The organism is Niveispirillum lacus, assembly GCF_002251795.1.
GTDB lineage: Bacteria > Pseudomonadota > Alphaproteobacteria > Azospirillales > Azospirillaceae > Niveispirillum > Niveispirillum lacus.
The window spans coordinates 195,820-216,126 of record NZ_NOXU01000030.1 but is presented as its reverse complement, the minus strand read 5'-3'; the positions used below and the strand labels follow the sequence as shown (position 1 = coordinate 216,126).

Genomic DNA, 20,307 nt, shown 5'->3' with positions numbered 1-20,307 from the left:
ACAGCATCATGGCCCTCACGTCAAGGCGTGGAAGGGGTGTCAGATTTCTTGTCGCCACCGGCAGAACTGAAAATGAAGCGGCCCAGCAGTTCCTCCAGGTTCACAGCGGACTGCGTATATTCGATTGTGTCACCAGCCTTCAGTTTATCTTCCTCGCCACCTGGGTCCAGCTGCAGGTAGCGTCCACCCAACAGGCTTTCGCTGGCGATGCTGGCCGTCGTGTCGCGTGGCAGTTGCACATTGCTGTCAATGTCCATGCGGACAACGGCCTGGAAGGTCTGCTTGTCCAGGTGCTGGCTGGTGACAGTGCCCACCTTGACGCCGGAAATACGCACATCAGCACCAGCGGCCAGACCGCCAGTGCTGCTGAACCGTGCCTCCAGCGGATATCCCGTCACGGCCTTCACACTGCTGGTCGTGTAGGCGAAGAACAGGAAGAAGCCAGCGACCAGAAGGACGACAGCACCCAGGACGGTTTCGATCACGTTCTTGCGCATGGGACAGATCAACTCCTGCCGGACCGGGCAAAATCTCCCGCATCCCTTAAACGATCATGGCGGCGCTTGTGCGGCGCCGCCATGCGACATCCCTGAAGATAGGGATGATCAGTTCGGCGTCCAGGCCTCGTAGTCGCCCGTCGCCTTATCACGCTTGCCGCCAGCGAAAAGATGGCCAGGCGGCCGATAAGCCTGGGTTGTTCCGGTTGGGTTTGGCAGATAGGGCTTCTGCCAGGGCTTGTGAAACGGACTATCGGCCGGCAAGGGCGAGGCCATGTTGTAATGCATCCAGCCATGCCATTCCGGCGGTACCTTGGTCGCCTCCGGCTCACCCTTGTACAGGACCCAGCGGCGGGCCTTCATGCCGGGACGCGCCTTCTTCTCTTCGAAGTAACGGTTCCCGGCGGCATCGCTGCCGACCAGACGGCCGGCGCGCCAGACAAGCAGCCTGATCTGGATATTGGCCATCCAGGTGGCCAGGGAGATACGGTCGCTCATGGTACTTCCGTGATGCGGAACGAAGATCGGCGGCGACTATGCACCGGCGGCGGTGACCTTGTCCACTGCAACAGGGCCCACCCAGATGTGCTTGACGGGAGCCTGTTACGGCCCCCGGCCTCGCAGCCGGTCGGCGGCGCGGCCGAACCGACCCGTATGGTGGCGGATTTCCCAGATCGCGATGGACAGGCCTGCGATGGCCAGCGGTAGGACATAGTAGATGAACCGGTAGGCCAGCAATGCCCCCAGAATGGAACTGGCGGCGTCATGGTCGGCCATACCCAGCAGGATGATGCTTTCAAACACACCCAGGCCGCCCGGCACATGGCTGAAGATGGCCACGATCAGGGCCGCGCAGAACAGCGCCACGAATGATACAAAGGGCACATCCACATTCACCGGCAGCAGCATCCAGAGGATGCCTGCGGTGACCACCAGCTCCGCCGATGAAATGGTGATCTGGGAGACGACCCCACCCCAACTGGGCAGTTGAATGGACCAGCGCCAGATCTTCACAGGCTTGTGTGTCACCGCAGTGATCACACAGATGGCCAGAAGGCCCAGAAGCATCAGGGCGCCGGCTGCCTGAACCGCGACTTCCGGGATTTTCAGCAGGACCGAAACCGGGTGCGGGCCAACAATCATACCGACCGCACCAGTAAAAGTCAGACCCAGCGTGAAGGTCGTGGTGGAGAAAACCACGACCTTGGCCACGTCACCGGCCGACAGCCCTGCCTTGCCATAGGCCCGCAGCCGGACGCCAGCGCCGCTGATCACTGCCCAACCGACATTGTTGGAAATCGCGTAGCCGCAACCGGCCGCAAAGGCTGTGGTGCAGTACGGCACCTTCTTTTTCAGATAGATCAGCGCCGACAGGTCGTAGAGGGTCAATAACCAGAAGGCGAGTGCGGTCAGGGCAATGGCCTTGACTACCTTGGACAGCGGCAACGCCTCAAGATAGGCCAGTACGTCGCCGAAATTAACCTCCGCCATCACGTGCTGAACGGCGACGGCAAGCAGGACCCCCAGAAACAGAATAGTCCCGATGCCCAACAACGTCTTTTGACGCCTGCTCATGCCTTCGGCGGGCATCGCAGCGGGGCTCGGCGGAGACTCGGGATCGGGCGTCAGGGACATTCAGGGCACGACTTGTACGATGATACCGGCCACATTCGGCGGGGGCACCCTGCCACCGTTGCGGACGGAATGAAACCCCCTGTCCGGTGTGAATATGCCCTGCGGCGATGCACCTGACCTTCTGCGCCGAAGAGACTGTAGAGATTAAGACGACTCACACAGTTGGTCCAGGCCCGGCAGCCAGATTTTCCGCCACTTGCGCGATAGATCGCCGTGGACTCCCCCCTGCAAGGGCGTCAACCACAATAAGCGGTATATGCCTCTGTTTTTCCCAACAAAATCTCGTTGCCCCACCCGCCCCTGTGGCCTAGCCTCTCGCCCGTCACCATATATAGCGGTGTGGAGGTGCCCGTCCGGTCTGGAAGGGTTGGACCGGGACCGCCGCCTTGTCTGGGAAAAGGGGCCTGCAACAATGCGTATCGAGCGCCGTTTCACTGTCGAAGGCCAGGATGCCTATGCGGACATCCCATTCCGAACGGCGACCAGCGAAATCCGCAATCCGGATGGCTCCACCGTGTTTCAGGCCAAAGATATCCAGGTACCGGCGGAATGGAGTCAGGTGGCCTGTGACATCCTGGCCCAGAAATATTTCCGCCGTGCCGGCGTGCCGATGGCCTTGAAGGCGGTGGAAGAAAACAGTGTTCCCAGCTTCCTGTGGCGCCATGTCGCAGACGATAAGGCGCTTGCCGCCCTGCCCGACGATCAGCGCAGCGGTGGCGAGACCTCGGCGAGACAGGTTTTCGACCGTTTGGCGGGCACCTGGACCTATTGGGGCTGGAAGGGCGGATACTTCGATTCGGACGCCGATGCCGCAGCCTTTTTCGACGAAACGCGGTTCATGTTGGCCCGGCAGATGGCCGCCCCCAACAGCCCACAATGGTTCAACACCGGCTTGCACTGGGCCTATGGGATCGACGGTCCTGCGCAGGGCCATTTCTATGTCGATCCGGCGACAGGCGCTGTTGTCCCGTCCAATTCCGCCTATGAGCGGCCGCAACCACATGCCTGCTTCATTCAGTCAGTGGCCGATGATTTGGTCAATGAAGGCGGGATCATGGACCTCTGGGTCCGCGAGGCACGCCTGTTCAAGTATGGTTCCGGTAGTGGAACAAACTTCTCCCGCCTGCGCGGGGAGGATGAGAAACTGTCAGGCGGCGGCAAATCGTCGGGGCTGATGAGTTTTCTGAAAATTGGCGATCGGGCGGCCGGGGCCATCAAATCAGGCGGGACCACGCGCCGGGCCGCAAAGATGGTGACTGTCGATCTGGATCATCCCGATATTGAGGCCTATATCGGTTGGAAGGTCGTTGAAGAACAGAAAGTAGCGGCCCTGGTGACCGGGTCCAAGCAGGTGTCCCGCCATTTGAATATGGTGATGGCCGCCGCCAACGAGGGTATCGGCCCGGATGCCGACCGCCTGGACCCAACCAAGAACAGCGCCCTGAAGCGGGCCATCAGCGCCGCGCGCCGCGATCTGGTGCCTGAAAACTATATCCAGCGGGCCATACAGCTTGCGGGTCAGGGCTATGCGGAAATGGATATTCGCACCTTCGACACGGATTGGGACTCAGAGGCGTACCTGACGGTCAGCGGCCAGAATTCAAATAATTCCGTTCGTGTACCAAATGCCTTTCTGGAGGCGGTGGAAACAGACGGCCCCTGGCACCTGATTCGCCGCACCGATGGCAAGGTAGCCAAAACGTTGCGCGCCCGCGATCTGTGGGACAAGATCGGCTATGCCGCGTGGCAATCGGCCGATCCGGGCGTGCAGTTCGACACGACCATCAACGAGTGGCATACCTGTCCGGCCTCGGGCCGCATCAACGCGTCCAACCCGTGCAGCGAATATATGTTCCTGGACGATACGGCCTGTAATCTGGCGTCCATCAACCTGATGGAGTTTCGCCGATCGGATGGTCGTTTCGATGTCGACTCTTTTACGCATGCGTGCCGGCTCTGGACCATGGTCCTGGAAATCTCGGTGGCAATGGCGCAGTTCCCCAGCCGCGAGATCGCGCGCCTGTCCCATGATTTCCGCACCCTGGGCCTTGGGTTTGCCAATATCGGCGGCCTGCTGATGGCGGCGGGCCTGCCCTATGACAGCGCCGAGGGCCGGTCGCTGACAGGGGCGATTACGGCGCTGATGACGGGCGTGGCCTATGCCACCTCCGCGGAGATGGCGCGAGCCTTGGGCCCCTTCCCCGGCTTTGCGGCGAACCGGGAGCCGATGCTTCGGGTCATCGCCAATCACCGCCGGGCGGCGTATGGGGCACGAACCGGGTATGAAGGGCTTTCCGTAGCACCGGTGCCACTGCTGGCCGATGAATGCCCCGATGCCGACCTGATCAAGTCGGCCCGTCAGGCCTGGGACCAGGCCCTTGAACAGGGGAGTGCCCATGGCTTCCGCAACGCCCAGACGACCGTGATCGCGCCCACCGGCACCATCGGGCTGGTGATGGATTGCGATACAACAGGGATCGAACCGGATTTTGCCCTGGTGAAGTTTAAAAAGCTGGCCGGCGGCGGTTATTTCAAGATCATCAACCGCGTTGTGCCCGAGGCGCTTTCGCGCTTGGGCTATGATGACGCGGCCATCGCGAAGATCGAACGTTATGCCGTGGGACATGGCACGCTGGTCGGCGCACCGGGCATCACCCATGACCGGCTGCGCAAACTGGGCTTCAGCGATGCAGAGATCGAGAAGGTCGAAAGCGCCCTGGCATCAGCTTTCGACATCAAGTTCGTCTTCAACAAATGGACCCTGGGTGCGGCGTTCTGCACCGCCACGTTGGGCATTGCGGCCGACACGCTCGACAGTCCTGGCTTCGACCTTCTGACACATCTTGGTTTCACAAAAAAAGAAATCGAGGCGGCCAACCTGCATGTGGCCGGCGCCATGACGCTGGAAGGTGCGCCGGGCCTGAAAGACGAACATCTGCCGGTGTTCGACTGCGCCAGCCCCTGCGGGAAGATCGGCAAGCGCTATCTGTCGGCAGAAGCCCACATCCGGATGATGGCAGCGGCACAACCCTTCATCTCAGGGGCTATTTCCAAAACCATCAACATGCCCAACAGCGCCTCGGTAAGGGCCTGTACCGATGCCTACATGCTGTCCTGGCAATTGGGCCTCAAGGCCAACGCGCTCTATCGTGACGGATCAAAACTGTCGCAGCCGTTGAACGCCCAGGTGCTGGAAGAGGACGAGGATGCTCTGACGACCGACGAGCCAACCCTGCTGGAACGTGTGGTCGAGGCACCGGCTGCCGCCCGCATCCCACTGGTCGCCGAACGCATCATGGAAAAGATCGTCGAAAAGGTGATCCGCGTCAGCGAACGGGAAAAGCTGCCGCAGCGGCGCAAGGGCTATACCCAGAAAGCCAATGTCGGAGGGCACAAGGTCTATCTGCGCACCGGCGAGTATGAAGATGGTCGCCTGGGGGAGATATTCATCGATATGCACAAGGAAGGTGCCGCCTTCCGCTCAATGATGAACAACTTCGCCATTGCGGTCTCGCTGGGCCTTCAATATGGCGTGCCACTGGAAGAATATGTGGAAGCCTTCACCTTCACGCGGTTCGAGCCGTCGGGCATCGTGCAAGGGAACGACGCGATCAAGATGTCGACGAGCATCCTGGATTACGTGTTCCGGGAACTGGCCATTTCTTATCTCGGGCGTAACGACCTGGCGCACGCCACACCGGACGACCTTCTGCCTGACACGATGGGGCGGGGCGACGCGGAGGCCAACCTGGCCGGTGTACCGGAAGCCGCCAATACGGCCCCCGAACTGCCTGATAATGCCGCCCGCATGACCCAGGAAACCCTGGCCGCGGTGGCCCGTATCGCTTCCACTGGCTATGTCCGCTCCAACCTGCGCGTCGTACCGGGCGGTCAACAGGGCCGGGTTATCGCTGGTTTCCAACAAGCCACCACAGCCTTTGCCGCCACAGGTACCGATGTCAGCACCTATGCGGCCGCGACGTCGGTCCATTCTGACAGCCTGTCCAGCACCGCGCTGCGCGGCGGTACCGTCGGCCGTCAAGACAACCGGTTTGAGCGGATCAAGGAAGCCCGCGCCCGCGGCTATGAAGGCGACCCCTGTCCCGAGTGCCAGAACATGACTTTGGTGCGCAATGGGACCTGCCTGAAATGCGACACTTGCGGCGGAACGACGGGCTGCAGCTAAGGCGCGGACACCAACTGTAGCCTTGCAGGCACACAATGCCGCAGTTGCGCAACAGGAACGCATGTTTCTATTGCGCAACGGTGCGCTGGGGTCCAAACATGATCCGTTGACGAAGGGCCAGTCCGTTCCGGGCCCGATTGGTGGTCGCGTCGATGAATCGCAGGGATTTGCTCCGTTTCGCTTTAGGTGTCCCGGCCGTGTTGCCGATGGCATCGGTTACGCTGCTGCACGTCTCCCCTTCGCATGCCCAAGCGCAGGAGGGCGGCAAGCCCAAACCGCCATCCCGCAAGCCGCGACCGCCCCGTCTGGTCATGTTGGACCCCGGCCATGGGGGACATGATCCTGGCTGCATTGGCGCTCGCGGCACCTACGAAAAGCATGTCGTACTGGACATCGCCAAGGAGGTTGCCCGTCAGGTGGGCAAAGCGCGGGGCTGGCAGGTACAACTAACCCGCGATGATGACCGGTTCATCGACCTGAAAGAAAGGGTCCGGATCGCCCAAGCGGCAAAGGCCGACCTTTTCATTTCGCTGCACGCGGACAGCGCGCCGAATAAGGCAGCGCGCGGTATGTCGGCCTACACACTGTCAGAAAAGGCCAGCGACGACTTTGCGGCTGCCATTGCCCAGCAGGAAAACATCGCCGGCGGTCTGGGCGTGGATGTGTCCGGTCTGGATGAGAAGGTGGCCGGCATTCTGATGGATCTGGCTGCCCGACACACTGTGACCGCCGCCCTGCAGGCCAAGCGATCGATTATCCAGGGTGCGGGCAAGGATGTCCGCCTGCTGGAAAACCCGATGCGGTCTGCCAATTTCGCGGTGCTAAAAGCGCCCGACATTCCGTCGTTGCTGATTGAAACCGGTTTTCTGTCCAATCCCCAGGATGAGACGCTGCTGCGCGATGCAAAGGCACGCCGCAACATCGCCGGTATCCTGGCCCGTGAACTAACAGCGGTGATGACAGCCGCTCCCTTCGCCTGAGGCCCTCTTGACACACCCCGCCGGGGCGGAAACCGCATCCCCCGGCCCGGTTCTCACCACATTTCACCAATAGAGTCCGGCCGTACAACGGGAACATCACGGTCGCAGGAGGCATGAACGATGGGGAACATGCGCCTTTGGGCGCCCAGGGGTCTGGGAATGGCGATGCTGATGGCGATGGGCGCTGCCCTGACGCCACCGGCCCTTGGCCAGAACGATGCGGGGAGTAACCAAGCGGCTGTGGCGTTGGATGACAATGGCCTGCGCCGTGAGGTCGAACGACGCTGGAGGGAAGCCGGTGGCCTGAATGAGAGGTTGCGCGTGGAAGTGCGGGATGCCCGCGCGCTTCTGACCGGCCGCGCCGCCAACCCCGATGAGCGGGTAACCGGCGTCCGTCTGGCCTGGCAGGTCGATGGGCTGAAGGAAGTGATCAACGAGATCGGCATCGGCGACGAATCCGGCCTGTCTGATCGGGCTACCGACATGTGGATCACCGCACAGTTGCGCAAAGATCTGATGACCGACCCGGAGATTACCTCCAGCAACTTCACGATCGAGACGGTTAATCAGGTGATCTATCTCATGGGCCGCGCCCGGTCGCCGCAGGAACTGGAACGGGTACGAAACCACGCGCGCGAAATCGCGCGGGTCCGCCGGGTGGTGAGCCATGTCCAAGTCCCGAATTGACGCTGCCCGCCACTGGGGGCACGCACTGTTCGTCCCTGCCCTTCTGGCCCTGGCCCTGATGATGGTGCCCAGCACCGCCTGGGCGCAGGTCAGCGACCAGAACGCGCAGGCCAACCGGCAGTTTGTGCAAGCCATGCAGACCATTCGTCAGGCCGACCAATCCTATGATGAAGGGGAGCAGACAAAGCTGCTGCAACAGGCCGACGCCTTGCTGGCCGACATCATCATGCGGTTGCCGGAAAGCACCCTGGCCGTACAACTGATGACCAACCAGTTCATCGGTGATTTCGACTATGTCGAGTTCAAAAACCGGCTGCGCGGGCTGGTCTGTGCCGATCCGAAGTCAAATGCCTGCCTGCTGCACCGGATCGAGGCGCTGGTCACCCCCATCGAGTACCCGATTGCGGCCCCACGTTGGGACTGGTTGTCGCTGGCAGTCGCACATTACCAGATTGGAGAAAAGGCGCGGGTACGCCCCATTGTCGCCCCTTTCGTGCAGGCCCTGCGGACGGGTGGGGCCAAAGGGGATGTGAGTCCCGACCTGTTCGTCAGTCGCACCCTGGCCCTGACCGGCGAGGTGGACCGAGCCCTGACCATTACACGTGAGTTCCATGACTGCGCCACCCGCGTCTACAACCTGTCCGACATTGTCGAGGCACTGGTCTGGCGTGGTGACGTAACCAGAGCCACGGAGATTACAGAAGAACTGACCGAGTTTGCCCGCACGCAGGGGTGCGCCTGGGAACTGGGTCTGGTGGCGCAGTCGCTGCTGAATGTGGGCCTGGAGGCCAGGGCGCGCACGCTGTTCCTGAATACGGTGGAGGAGCAGTTCAGCCGGTTCAAAGACCGTCGCGGAAATTGCTGCCCGCCGGAACTGGCCGTGGCCGCCGGCGATCTGGGCGATACCAATTTGGCGCTGGGTCTGCTGCGCACGGTTCAGGAGGAAAGCCCCTGGACGATCCCGCAGGTACTGGGTCGGCTGGAAGCCCGTGGTGAAAAGGTGCTGACACTGACTTATGCCGACCAGTTGCAGGACAATGACCTGAAGGCCGAAACCTACGTCGAGTTAATTGACGGCGCCCTACGGGCCAAGGACCGCGGTCAGGCCGACACATTGTCCGCCCGGCTTGACAAGACAGTGACGGACAGTCGGACACCCATTACGCTGGTGCAACGGGCGCGCGCTGACCGACTGCTGTTTGCCGACAATCGCTGGCGCGGGACGTTCCAGGCCGCCATTTCGGAAGCCGAGCGCGGGTCCGGCCAGCGTCGTGACATCGCGGTGCCCCTGCTGGCGGCGCTGGTCGAAATCGAGACCGGCAAGCCAATGCTGGAGTGATGGCGCAGGGACGCCGACAGGCATGTCTGACGGCGCCACCGCTTCAGTCTGCAACCCGGAAACCGGGGTCCTCCACCCGATGCAGGCGGGCCATTGCGATTTGGGCCACACGGAGGGTCAGTGCCTTGCGCCGGGCGGCAGCCATTTTTGTCAAAGACGAGGAACGGATTATTTCGGCGCCAAACGCATCGGCAATGATCAGTCCGCATCCGGCTGGGATCAGGTCCAGCGGGAAGTCCGCCGCGACGGCAAAGAAAAAACGGTCGCAATACTCAAGATAGTCCGGCCATTTCTGGTCGGTCTTGAAATCGGCGGGCCCGCTTTTCACCTCGATGATCGTAACATCCCCATCGTCGGCTAGGGCCAGGATGTCTGCCCGGCGCCCGTTGGCCAGTGGAAATTCCAACAGCCCGCGCTGACCGCGTTCGGCCAGCATCCGCCGCACGCCGCGGGTGATCGCGGCAGCGGCATCGGATGGCGGGCGCGGCAAGGCAGCCGTTGGCTGCAACGGTAGATCACCGTCCAGGATCAGGGCAGGCCCAGTGGTAGGGTTCATGAGCACAGATCATGAACCTCACCCATCCTGCAAGGCAAGGCCGTTCTGGCAGCGGCCGCTGGGTCAGCAGCGAACCGACAGCACCGAAACACCACCCGTACTGGACGCACGGACGACCGGGGCCAGACCCGCCATCAACAGGCGGTTGCGCACCCCTTCCACCGTTTCGGTAGGACGGGTCAAAGTAATGCGGGTGTCACGGTGCCCAAGTGCCCGGCTGCGCGCAACGGCTGACAGAATCTGCTCTGTCAGAACCTCAACCCCGTCAAAAACAGGATCATTGGCAGGGGGCGGCGTGTGCGCCGCAGCGGTATCAAAAGTGGGGGTGGACAGAGCGGCAGCCACGATGCCATTGGCCGGATTGAGGGCTCCGGTCGCCACTGCGGGAAACATGCAAGGTCCCTGGGTTCGAGCAGCTCACGACTTCGCCGTCAGCAAGCCCTTTATTACAGCGATGTTTGTTAAAAAATAGGTAAGAGCCTGCGCGTCAAATGCGCGACCAGCCTGCAAAATATGCATGCGGTGTATCAACGCCAGGATCTGTCGCCGCAGTGGCCAAACTCCGCTATTCTAGCATTGCTTTAGAGAGCCGAAGTGATCGGAGTCTGCCCTGTTAACCTTTCTGCGAAACCCTTCCGCCCAGGTCAGACATCGTGTCGGCACGGTGATCCTGGCCCTGGCAATGGTGATCTTGCCCTGGATGGGGGCTGAAGCCGGACTGGCGCCGCCAGGGGATGGGTACACGGACAAGGGGTTGCACATCCTGTGTTTTGCCGGTCTGAGCTGTCTCAGCCTCTGGGCCTATCGTAGTCGGGGGGGGCGAATCATGGCCGTGCTGCTGCTGCTGGTCCTTGCAGTCGGCATCGAACTTGTGCAGGGCATGGTTCCCAACCGCCAGGCCAGCCTGGAGGATGTGATTGCAGATATCGTGGGTATCGGCCTGGCGCTCATCCTTTTGCGACACTGGTCCCTGGTCAGGGGTATGCTATTTGAACGTATGATAAAGGCGGACCGGTCAGGCGACTGACCGGACAGGCTTGTCTGGTGGAAGGATGGTGGCCCTTGGGTGGAGTGGGATTTCGGCCGAAAATGGTCGTGGTATCGACGATCATGCTGACCCTGGCTTTGCCAGGAATGGGATCGGCACAGCAGGCCACCCCATCCCAACCCGCCGACAACAGCACCGCCATTGCCCGCTATCTGATGGGCCGCATCGCCCAGAATGCCGGCGCCTGGGATGTTGCCAGTGAGAATCTGGGGGCAGTGCTGAAACTGGACCCCGGCAATGCGGGCCTTCTGCGTCGCACATTTCTGCTGTCACTGGGGGAAGGCCAGGATGAGGAGGCGTTGGCCCTGGCCCGCCGGCAAGTGTCCGGCGAGGCAGGTGGCGGCAGTTTCGTAGCCCACGCACTGCTGGTCGCCGACGATCTTCGCGCCGGCCGCACCAAGGAGGCTGCGGCCCGTGTTGCTGCGTTGCCGGCCGATGGCATGTCGCCCTATATCGGTCCACTCCTGGCCAGTTGGATCGCGGTGGCGGAAAAGGACTTCGACGGCGCCATAATGTTGCTGAACCCGCTATCGAGCCATGAGGGGTTCAAGTCCATCCAGACGCAGCAACTGGCCCTCATTGAGGATTTGCGGGGCAACCGCGATGGGGCCTTCCAACACTATGCTGAAGCCGCCAAGCTAGGGATGCCGCTGCGTCTGACTTTGCTGATCGGCAATTTCCAGGAACGGTCTGGGGCAAGCGATGCCGCCCGTAAACTGTACAGGCAATATCTGGAAGCCAATCCGGATAGCATGGTGGTTGAAGATGCCCTGAACCGGCTGGAAAAGGGCGGCAGACCTGCCCCGCTGGTTGGCAGCGCTGCCGCCGGACTGGGCCAAGCGCTGTTCGAGCTGTCTTCGGCGTTGCACCAGGAAGGAGCAGCGGAGATGGCGCTGCTTTATGGCCGGGTTTCGTTGCACCTGGAACCGGACCAGCCGCTGACACGCATGCTGTTGGGCGATATCCTGGTCGCCCGCGACCGGGCAAATACGGCGCTGAACGAGTTCCGGGGCATCACCGGTGGCCCAGGCATGTTGTGGATGGCGCGATTGCGCCAGGTCGACGTGCTTCGCCAACTGGAACGTGACAACGAAGCCATTGCCCTGTTGCAAAAAATGGCAGCAGAGCGGCCGGAACGAACCGACGCATTGCTTCGGCTGGGCGACATGCACCGGATCGCCAAACGTACAACCGAAGCATTGGCCGCGTATGATCAGGCCCTGGCCCGGATCAAGGAAACGCGGCCCCGCGACTGGATGCTGCATTATGCGCGGGCCATGACCCTCGACAGCAAAGGCGACTGGCCAGAGGCAGAGACTGCCCTGAAAAGGGCGCTGGAGCTTCAACCCGATCAGCCCAGCGTTCTGAATTATCTGGGATATTCGTGGGTTGATCGCGGCCAGCGCCTGGAAGAAGGCAAGGCACTGATCGAAAAGGCGCTCGCGCTGAGACCCAATGACGGCTTCATTACCGACAGTCTGGGCTGGGCCCTCTTCAAACTGGGCAAAACGGAACAGGCTGTGGAGATGCTGGAAAAGGCCTTGGAACTGGAACCCGGCGATCCTTCCATCAACGATCATCTGGGAGATGCCTACTGGGCCGTGGGCCGCAAGGCGGAAGCCCGGTTCCAATGGGCACGCGCTGCACATCAGGCCGGTAAGGATGACAGCTTGCGCCGTTCGGCAGAGGCCAAGCTGAAGAATGGGCTGATGGCTACGGTGAAGGCTGACACTACACCCTGAAGCGGGCGGTTGCTGTATGCGACGGGGTGGCCGCCAAGCCCGACGTGACCGCCTGCCCCATCGTCCTGCAGAAAGCAACGATCAAAGACGCCATCATCCTCTTCGGATGGTGCGGTTCCAGGCCAGAACGGCACCAGGTGCAATAGGCCTCACATGGGGCGTACCTTGACGGATTAGATCGGCGGATTCAGGCCGGGTGACATGGCATGGTCACCACGACACTCCGGTTGACTTCCCACCCGTGCCTTGTCCACCAGGTCCAGCACGGTGGCGGCCGCCCGCTGGCTGGGTGTTTTGCCACCGCCTTGGCCAAGCCACTGGGCAACCTGCGCCACACCGTCCACCTGTTGGCGACGGGCCGCGGCATCGGTCAGCAGCAAGGTGACGGCATCCGCCAGCTGCTGTGGGGTACAGTCATCCTGGAGACATTCCGGCACAAGCATCCGGCCCAGCATGATGTTGACCAAATTGGCAAATTTCACGCGGATCAGCCGCCGGTACAGCCAAAAGGTCAGCGGATGGATACGGTAGGCGATGACCGAGGGCAAACGCGCCAGCGCCAGTTCCAGCGCCACCGTGCCGCTTGCCGCCAAAGCCGCTATACTGGCGGCCATAGCATCATATTTCTCTCCGTCTCCTTCCACGACGATGGCGGGTACCGGCCAGACGGCAGCAGCAGCGCGGACCGGTGCCGCGACCTTGCCCAAGGTCGGTACCACGACGGTCAGGCCGGGATGGCGTTCCTTGAGGATGGCCAGGGTTGCCGCAAAGTCGGGCAGCAGCACCTTGATCTCGCTGCGCCGGCTGCCCGGCAGGACGCAGAGCAGCGGCGTATCGGCGGCAAGGTCATGGCGGGCACGGAAGGCCGCAGCATCCCCTCGTTCCACCCCCGCCTCGACAATCGAATGGCCGACGAAGGTGGCGGGCAGACCTACTGCCTCGAAATATGGCGGTTCAAACGGCAGCAGGACAAGCAGATGGTCCAGGAATTGCGCGATCTTCCGCGCTCGGCCGGGCCGCCAGGCCCAGACGGTGGGGGCGACATAATGGATCAGCTTGATCGACGCATCGGCCCGCCGCACCTTTTTCAGCACCCGGAAACAGAAATCCGGGGCATCAACGGTGATGACGGCGTCGGGCCGGCACGCCAGGATGTCGCCCGCCGTTTGCCCGATACGGCGGATCAGATGGGGCAGCTTGGGCAACAGTTCGGCCAGGCCGAACAGGGTCAGTTCCTCCATGGGGAACAGGCTGACCAGGCCCTCGGCGATCATCCGTTCACCGCCGATTCCGGCAAAGCGCACCTGCCCACCCATCGCCTGCTTCAGCGCCGCCATCAGCCGCGCACCCAGCACATCGCCCGAGGGTTCGCCTGCGACAAGGTAGATCAGGGGGCCCGTCATGCCGATACGCCCATAACGAACAGGCCCGCCGCATCGGCGGCCTGCAAGGCATCCTGACGCCCCACAAACAGGGTTGCTCCCGCTTCAGCCGCAATACCGGCGAAACCGGCGGCGATACAGGCGGCAACCGTATCGGGGCCGATGGTCGGCAGGTCAAGGCGACGGTCCTGACCCGGCTTGGCACATTTCACGAGGATCGGCCCAGTCCCGTCCCGCCTCAATGCGCCACAGCGGGAGATCAGGGCGTCGGTACCCTCAATGGCTTCCACGCCCAGCACCAACCCTGCCTGTACCACCACCGCCTGCCCGACATCGACGGCACCCAGGGCGTGTGCGACGGTCAGGCCATGGGCAATATCGGCCAGGGCCGCCTCATCCGGCACTGCCTGTGACAGTACGCCGGAGGGCATGAGCAGGTCAGCGATCATGGATTGGATGGCGATTACGCGGAACCCCTCCTCCTCCAGCAGCGCAGCGACAGCGCGTAATAATCCATCATCCCCCAAAGCCTTCAGGCCCAGGCGAGCAAAAAAACGCGCCGCGTACCAGTCGGGGCGCAGATCGGTCAGGGACGGGCGTCGCACGCCACCAGCCAGGATGATGTCGGTCACCCCCTCTGCGCGCAACCGATCAAGTATCGCGCCAGCCGCCCCCATACGGAACAGCGCGTGCGGCATGTCGGGCGACAGCCATACCTCAGCCCCCTGCCCTTCCAAGGCGATAACGAAGAAGCCACGGCCATCCCGTCGGCAGGTCTCTGCCACCTGCCGTGGCAGGTCCCCCCCTCCGGCGATAATGCCCAGCCGTCCCGCCATGGTGGATCAGCGTGGCTGTGTCAGGGCGCGACTACCCCGATCCGCCAGGAACGACAGCACATCGGCCACCGACGGCACAGCACCTGCCTCTGCCATCACGGAAGCAATGCGGTCGGACATCTGGCCCTCTCCCTCGAACAGGTGCCGGAAGGCAGCGCGAAGGGCGTGGATATCGTCCTTGGCAAAACCGCGACGCTGCAACCCAACCAGGTTCAACCCCGCCAGATAGGCGCGGTCCCCTTTAACAAGACCATAGGGGATGACATCCGCCTCTACCCCAGACATGCCGCCGATCATGGCATGAGCGCCAATGCGTACGAATTGATGAACCGCCGAAAGGCCGCCCAGAACGGCATGGTCGCCGACCACCACATGCCCGCCTAAGGTCGCATTATTGGCGAAGATCACATTGTTCCCAACCTGGCAGTCATGACCGATATGGACGCCGACCATGAACAGGCCGCCATCGCCCACCCGGGTCACCATGCCGCCACCCTCGGTACCGGTATTCATGGTGACATTCTCACGGATGCGGTTATGGCGTCCGATGATCAGCTCCGAGGGCTCCCCTCGGTACTTAAGGTCCTGTGGCGCATGCCCCAGCGAGGCAAACGGATAGACAATCGTGCCCTCGCCAATGGTAGTGCAGCCATCAACGGCGACGTGGCTGACGAGACGGACATAATCGCCCAGCACCACATTTGGACCGACCACACAGAATGGACCGATCTCCACCCCCGTACCGATACGGGCACCGGGATCGACGATGGCACTGGGATGGATATTGGCGCTCATGAGCCGGCCCTTCTGCTTCCTGACATGCGAAAGGGCGGTCGCCCGCCCTTCACACCGCCTTTAACAAAGGCGTTTGACAAAATTAAGTCGGCCCCGTGTCCACCCGATGGAGCGCGAACCGACCTCAATCCCCCATGACGATCATGGCCGTGTAGGTGGCCTCGGCATGCAGATTGCCGTCGACCCAGGCCTCGCCCTTGAATTTCCAGACATTGCGGCGGTTCTGGACCTTCTGGACCTTGATCTGGATCTGATCGCCGGGGCCGATGGGACGACGGAATTTCGCCTCTTCGATCCCCATGAAATACACGAGACGACCCTCGGCTTCCTGTCCCAGGGTCTGCATCACCAGGATTGCCGAGGTCTGGGCCATGGCTTCCACGATCATAACGCCGGGGAAAACCGGCTTTTGCGGAAAATGGCCAGTGAACTGCGGCTCATTCATCGTCACATTCTTGATGCCGGTGCAGCTTTCACCGGGAACAATGTCCTTCACCTTGTCAACCAGCAGCATTGGATACCGATGCGGGATCAGTTCCATGATCCGGTTGATATCCAGTTCGGTCGCCGCGACCTTATTCGTTTCCGTCGTGCTCATCGCCCCGTCCACTTTTCCCCTTCGCCAGCCGCGCCATCATGGCGACCTGGCGGAAATATTGCCGCTTGGGCTGCGCCGGCGTGCCGAACACTTCCGTCATCGGAGGCACATCCCGCATCACGCCGCTCTGTGCCGCGATACGAGCTCCTGCGCCGATGGAAAGGTGACCGGCCACCCCTGCCTGCGCCGCCAGCACAGCATGATGATCAAACTTCGTGCTGCCTGAAATGCCGGACTGAGCCACGATGACGCAGCCAGCACCAAGCGTGACGTTGTGCCCGATCTGGACCAGATTATCAATCATCGTGCCCCGGCCGATGATGGTATCCGGCCCCGCACCGCGATCTATAGTGCTGTTGGCCCCGACTTCCACATCATCCTCGATGATCACCCGCCCCATCTGCGGCACACGGACATGACCCGCCACATCCATGGCAAAACCGAAACCATCCTGCCCGATCCGGGCCCCCGGATAGATCACGACCCGATCGCCGATCAGACAATGGGACAACGAAGCACAGGCACCGATCACGCTGTCAGCCCCGATACGCACATGGCGTCCGATCACCGCATTAGCCGCGATACGGGTGCGCGGCCCGATTTCTGCGCCCGCCTCGATCACCGCCCCCGCCGCCACCTCAACATTCTCCCCCAACCTTGCGGACGGATCGACATGGGCGGCGGCGGAGATCCGGCCGGTCGACGCCGGCAGCGGGTAAAAGGCCTGCGCACAAAGCGCATAACTGCGATAGGGCTTGGTCGACAACAACAAGGCCGTGCCCGCTGGTGCCTTGTCGGCCAAGGAAGGATGAACGACACAGGCCGCCGCCCGGCTGGCCTGAAAGGCCTCCAGATATTTGCGGTTATCCAGAAAGGATAAATGCCCGGCACCAGCCTGATCGAGCGGGGCGACATCGGTCAGCACAAGGGCTGGGTCGGCATCGACAGACAAGGTCGCCCCACACCGGGCTGCCAGTTCGGCCAGCGTGAAGGGGCCGGCACGGTCGAAGAAACGGGGATCGGCCATGGGGGTTTCCTGCGTTCGATAACGAAAAGGGCGGGGCACCAAGCCCCTCGTCCCTTATGTCGGCGGCGGTACGCTGACCGTGACCTGGGGCAAGCGGCCGTTCAACCGTTCCAATACCTCGGCCGTAATGTCACCTGCGGCGCCCGATTGATAGACAATGAACTGCCGCGAGATGACCAAAGTGGCACCCGACTCCCGAGCCACCTCCGCGATCACCTGATCGAGCGTGTTGATGACATTATTGCGGGCCTGATTAAACGCAATATCCAGGCGGCGGGTGCGTTCCTGTAACGCGCGACCGGTGGCCGAAACCTGGGTTTCAAACTCCGTTCGCTTACGGTCGAACTCTTCCACCGACACCGTCTGCCGCAGTCGTGCCAGTTCCTGTTCAGCCTGGCGCAATCCTTCTTGCTGCTGAGCCACATCCCGCTGCAACTGTTCCTTCTGCACATCCAGTTGCTGCTGAATGGTACGCATAGCCGTGGCCTGCTGCAGGATCGTGGGGATATCCACCACAGCCACCTGCGCATAGGGCAAGCGACGGGACGCCGGCTGCGCCACACCCGTCGTTTCCTGGGCATAAGATGCGGCCGGCCCGACCAGAAGGGCCAGGCCGGCAAAGAGAAGGGCGATGGAGCGGCGCACCAAGGCCCGTTCCCCCGTTAGAACCGGGTACCGAAGCTGAATTTCAGCGTCTCGGTCTGGTCATACGGCTCTTTGGCAATGGGGTAAGCCAGATCCAACCGGATCGGACCGAAAGGCGACTTCCACGACACACCCACACCGGCCGACATGCGAACCTTATTGCTGTCGCGGAAAACATCGCCCGTGCCTGGGGTTTCCTTGGCTGCCGTCAGGGTGCCGGCATCGTAGAAGGCGTGTGCCTTCACACCCAGTTCATCGGGCAGACCTAGCTTTGTGGTCAACTCCAGGCTGGCCCGGCTGAAGATGGTGCCGCCCAGCGCGTCACTATTCTCCGGATTATTCGGATCGGGCACATTGCGGGGACCAATACCACCGATTTCAAAGCCCCGCAGGGTGTCACCGCCAATGAAGAAGCGGTCATTGATGCGCAGGTCTTCGCCCATTCCCCAGATGTAGCCGGCCTCGGTCGTCAGGCCCAGCACCACTTCCTCGAACGGCTCCCAATACTGGCCTGCGGTGACGCGGTTGCGCAGATACCGGGTGTCGCCACCAAGACCAGCAAACTCTACCGACCAGAGGAAATAGTAACCGCTGGTCGGATCGATCTTGCTGTCACGGTCATCATAGAGCAACTGGCTTTCCACCGATGAGGTGATGGTGGTGCCCAACTGGTCCTGAAGGAACAGCGACGATCCGAAGAAAATATTGTCGATCTTATTCTGGACCAACGAGTAGCTGAGGCGTTGACGCAGCTTTTCCGAAAGCGGATAGCCGGCACGCAGCACGACACCGGTCGATTCCAAATCGTAGGAAATGGTATCGCGGTTGTCGCGCACGACACGGAACAGATCAACACCCGCAGCCAGATCGCGGTCGAGGAAGTAAGGCTCGGTGAAGCCCAGATCAACCTCGAAGCTTCGGCTCGACAGCAGGGTGGACAGGCGCAAATCCTGGCCTTTACCCAAAAGGTTGCGCTGACGGATCGAAAAGTCCAGCAAAGCGCCATCGGTGGATGAGTAACCGGCACCAAGCTGAATTTCGCCGGTGGGCTGCTCTTCAACCTCGACCGTGATCACTGACTGATCGCGGGAGCTGCCCTCTTCGGTCTTCACCTCGACACCATCATCAAGGAAATAACCCAGATCCTTGATGCGCTGTTCGGAGCGCTTCAGCTTGGACACGCTGAACGGATCGCCCTCGATCAGGAGCATCTCGCGCCGGATGACCTTGTCCAGGGTGTTGTAATTACCAATAATATCAACACGCTCGACAAAGACGCGCGGGCTTTCCTTCAACTCAAAGATAACGTCGATCGTCTGATCTTCCTGGTTGCGGTCCAGCAACGGGTCGATTTCAACGAACGCATATTGCAAATCACCCAGACGGTTGGTCAGGGCGGTGATGCTCTCTTCGATCTTGTCGCCATTGTACCATTCGCCCTGATAGGCGCTGATGGCTTCATAGAGCGGGTTGACATCGATGTCGGGAATTTCCGACTGGATGGTGATCCGGCCGAACTTATAACGCTTGCCCTCATCCACCGTCATGGTGATGAAGAATTCCTCGCGGTCGGGCGTCAGTTCGGCGACCGACGTGAGGACCTTGAAATCGGCATAGCCATTACGCAGGTAATGACGGCGCACCTGCTCCTGGTCGTACCGCAGACGCTCGGGATCGTAGTTGTCGTTGGACGACAGGAACCGCCACCAGCGCGACTCCTTGGTGATCATGATCTCGCGCAGTTCATCATCGTCGAATACATTATTGTTGACGATGTTGATGGCCTGCACGCCCGTCATCTGACCTTCCTCGATCTCGAAGATCAGGTCGACGCGGTTCTGTTCCAGTTGAACGATCTTCGGCTCAATGCGCGCGGCAAAGCGGCCTTTACGACGATAGAGTTCCTGGATGCGTTCGACGTCATTCTGGACGCGGGTACGGGTATAGACGGTGCGGGGGCGCAACTGGACCTCGGGATTGATATCCTCTGTCTTGATGCGCTTGTTCCCCTCAAAGGCGATGCGGTTGATGATGGGGTTCTCCACCACCTGCACCAGCATCACCCCGCCTTCACGGCGGATCGACACGTCGGCGAACAGCCCAGTCGCAAACAGCGACTTCAGCGACTGGTCGATCTTGTCGGGATCGAAACTGTCGCCTGGTCGAACCGTAAGGTACGACTGGACCGTGGCGCTTTCGATGCGCTGCGACCCCTCGACACGGATATCGCGAATGATGCCACCATCAAACGCCTCCTGGGCCATGGCGCCGGTCGACAGCGCGATAGCGGATGTTGCGGTGCCGCCCAGCAGCAGGCACAGCGCGAACCTGGAAACCGAGACCAACTGTTCCCC

At 61.6% G+C, this 20,307-nt stretch carries 18 protein-coding genes; 6 read left to right on the top strand and 12 right to left on the bottom strand.

From position 1 onward, the window contains the following. Positions 1–20 precede the first annotated feature (20 nt). The 3 genes from mlaD to CHU95_RS13950 all read right to left on the bottom strand — a co-directional run bounded on the left by mlaD (position 21) and on the right by CHU95_RS13950 (position 2,072). On the bottom strand, positions 21–497 hold the full coding sequence (mlaD, locus tag CHU95_RS13960) for an outer membrane lipid asymmetry maintenance protein MlaD (RefSeq protein ID WP_094456944.1): 477 nt from the start codon (positions 495–497) through the stop codon (positions 21–23). A 108-nt stretch (positions 498–605) separates the two neighbouring features. Continuing rightward, complete coding sequence (locus CHU95_RS13955) at positions 606–995, bottom strand: NADH:ubiquinone oxidoreductase subunit NDUFA12 (protein ID WP_094456943.1); 390 nt, start codon at positions 993–995, stop codon at positions 606–608. Between the two features lie 105 nt (positions 996–1,100). Further along, positions 1,101–2,072: a lysylphosphatidylglycerol synthase domain-containing protein gene (locus CHU95_RS13950; RefSeq protein WP_165772174.1), complete on the bottom strand. Its 972-nt coding sequence runs from the start codon at positions 2,070–2,072 to the stop codon at positions 1,101–1,103. Positions 2,073–2,544: 472 nt separating this feature from the next. Between CHU95_RS13950 and CHU95_RS13945 the strand changes: the two genes are divergently transcribed. The 4 genes from CHU95_RS13945 (at position 2,545) to CHU95_RS13930 (ending at position 9,324) form a co-directional block, all read left to right on the top strand. Next, positions 2,545–6,318 carry a vitamin B12-dependent ribonucleotide reductase gene (locus CHU95_RS13945; protein WP_094456941.1) on the top strand — a complete coding sequence of 1,258 codons (3,774 nt, stop codon included), beginning with the start codon at positions 2,545–2,547 and terminating at the stop codon, positions 6,316–6,318. A gap of 206 nt (positions 6,319–6,524) precedes the next feature. Next, positions 6,525–7,298 (top strand): N-acetylmuramoyl-L-alanine amidase family protein, encoded by a 774-nt coding sequence (locus CHU95_RS13940; RefSeq protein WP_245838247.1) that lies wholly within the window; start codon positions 6,525–6,527, stop codon positions 7,296–7,298. A gap of 159 nt (positions 7,299–7,457) precedes the next feature. Next, positions 7,458–7,985, top strand: a complete 528-nt coding sequence (locus CHU95_RS13935) for a BON domain-containing protein (RefSeq protein ID WP_165772173.1) — start codon at positions 7,458–7,460, stop codon at positions 7,983–7,985. Then, the gene (locus CHU95_RS13930) at positions 7,966–9,324 is read left to right on the top strand and encodes a hypothetical protein (protein ID WP_245838245.1); all 1,359 of its coding nucleotides are present in this window, start codon (positions 7,966–7,968) and stop codon (positions 9,322–9,324) included. The genes CHU95_RS13935 and CHU95_RS13930 overlap by 20 nt, the downstream gene beginning before the upstream one ends. Positions 9,325–9,367: 43 nt before the next feature. Here CHU95_RS13930 and CHU95_RS13925 read toward each other — a convergent pair whose 3' ends face one another. Then, positions 9,368–9,880, bottom strand: coding sequence for an MmcB family DNA repair protein (locus tag CHU95_RS13925; protein ID WP_094456938.1), 513 nt, complete (start codon positions 9,878–9,880; stop codon positions 9,368–9,370). A 63-nt stretch (positions 9,881–9,943) separates the two neighbouring features. Then, positions 9,944–10,273, bottom strand: coding sequence for a hypothetical protein (locus CHU95_RS13920; protein ID WP_094456937.1), 330 nt, complete (start codon positions 10,271–10,273; stop codon positions 9,944–9,946). Positions 10,274–10,562: 289 nt separating this feature from the next. Here CHU95_RS13920 and CHU95_RS13915 point away from each other — a divergent pair, with 289 nt between their 5' ends. Both CHU95_RS13915 and CHU95_RS13910 read left to right on the top strand, forming a co-directional pair. After that, complete coding sequence (locus CHU95_RS13915; RefSeq protein WP_133065531.1) at positions 10,563–10,907, top strand: VanZ family protein; 345 nt, start codon at positions 10,563–10,565, stop codon at positions 10,905–10,907. A gap of 62 nt (positions 10,908–10,969) precedes the next feature. Beyond that, a complete protein-coding gene (locus tag CHU95_RS13910) occupies positions 10,970–12,670 on the top strand; it encodes a tetratricopeptide repeat protein (RefSeq protein ID WP_094456935.1) in 1,701 nt (566 codons plus the stop codon). Positions 12,671–12,843: 173 nt separating this feature from the next. Here the strand turns inward: CHU95_RS13910 and lpxB are convergent, their stop codons facing one another. The 7 genes from lpxB to bamA form a co-directional block, all read right to left on the bottom strand. Further along, positions 12,844–14,073, bottom strand: a complete 1,230-nt coding sequence (gene lpxB, locus CHU95_RS13905; RefSeq protein WP_094456934.1) for a lipid-A-disaccharide synthase — start codon at positions 14,071–14,073, stop codon at positions 12,844–12,846. After that, complete coding sequence (locus CHU95_RS13900) at positions 14,070–14,888, bottom strand: LpxI family protein (RefSeq protein WP_094456933.1); 819 nt, start codon at positions 14,886–14,888, stop codon at positions 14,070–14,072. Before CHU95_RS13900 ends, lpxB begins: the two co-directional genes overlap by 4 nt. Before the next feature lie 6 nt (positions 14,889–14,894). Next, positions 14,895–15,683, bottom strand: a complete 789-nt coding sequence (gene lpxA, locus CHU95_RS13895) for an acyl-ACP--UDP-N-acetylglucosamine O-acyltransferase (protein ID WP_094456932.1) — start codon at positions 15,681–15,683, stop codon at positions 14,895–14,897. Between the two features lie 124 nt (positions 15,684–15,807). After that, positions 15,808–16,281 (bottom strand): 3-hydroxyacyl-ACP dehydratase FabZ, encoded by a 474-nt coding sequence (gene fabZ / locus CHU95_RS13890; RefSeq protein ID WP_094456931.1) that lies wholly within the window; start codon positions 16,279–16,281, stop codon positions 15,808–15,810. Beyond that, complete coding sequence (lpxD, locus tag CHU95_RS13885; RefSeq protein ID WP_094456930.1) at positions 16,259–17,308, bottom strand: UDP-3-O-(3-hydroxymyristoyl)glucosamine N-acyltransferase; 1,050 nt, start codon at positions 17,306–17,308, stop codon at positions 16,259–16,261. Before lpxD ends, fabZ begins: the two co-directional genes overlap by 23 nt. 54 nt (positions 17,309–17,362) lie before the next feature. Next, a complete protein-coding gene (locus tag CHU95_RS13880; RefSeq protein ID WP_165772172.1) occupies positions 17,363–17,953 on the bottom strand; it encodes an OmpH/Skp family outer membrane protein in 591 nt (196 codons plus the stop codon). A gap of 17 nt (positions 17,954–17,970) precedes the next feature. After that, positions 17,971–20,298 (bottom strand): outer membrane protein assembly factor BamA, encoded by a 2,328-nt coding sequence (bamA, locus tag CHU95_RS13875; protein ID WP_245838243.1) that lies wholly within the window; start codon positions 20,296–20,298, stop codon positions 17,971–17,973. Positions 20,299–20,307: the final 9 nt, after the last annotated feature.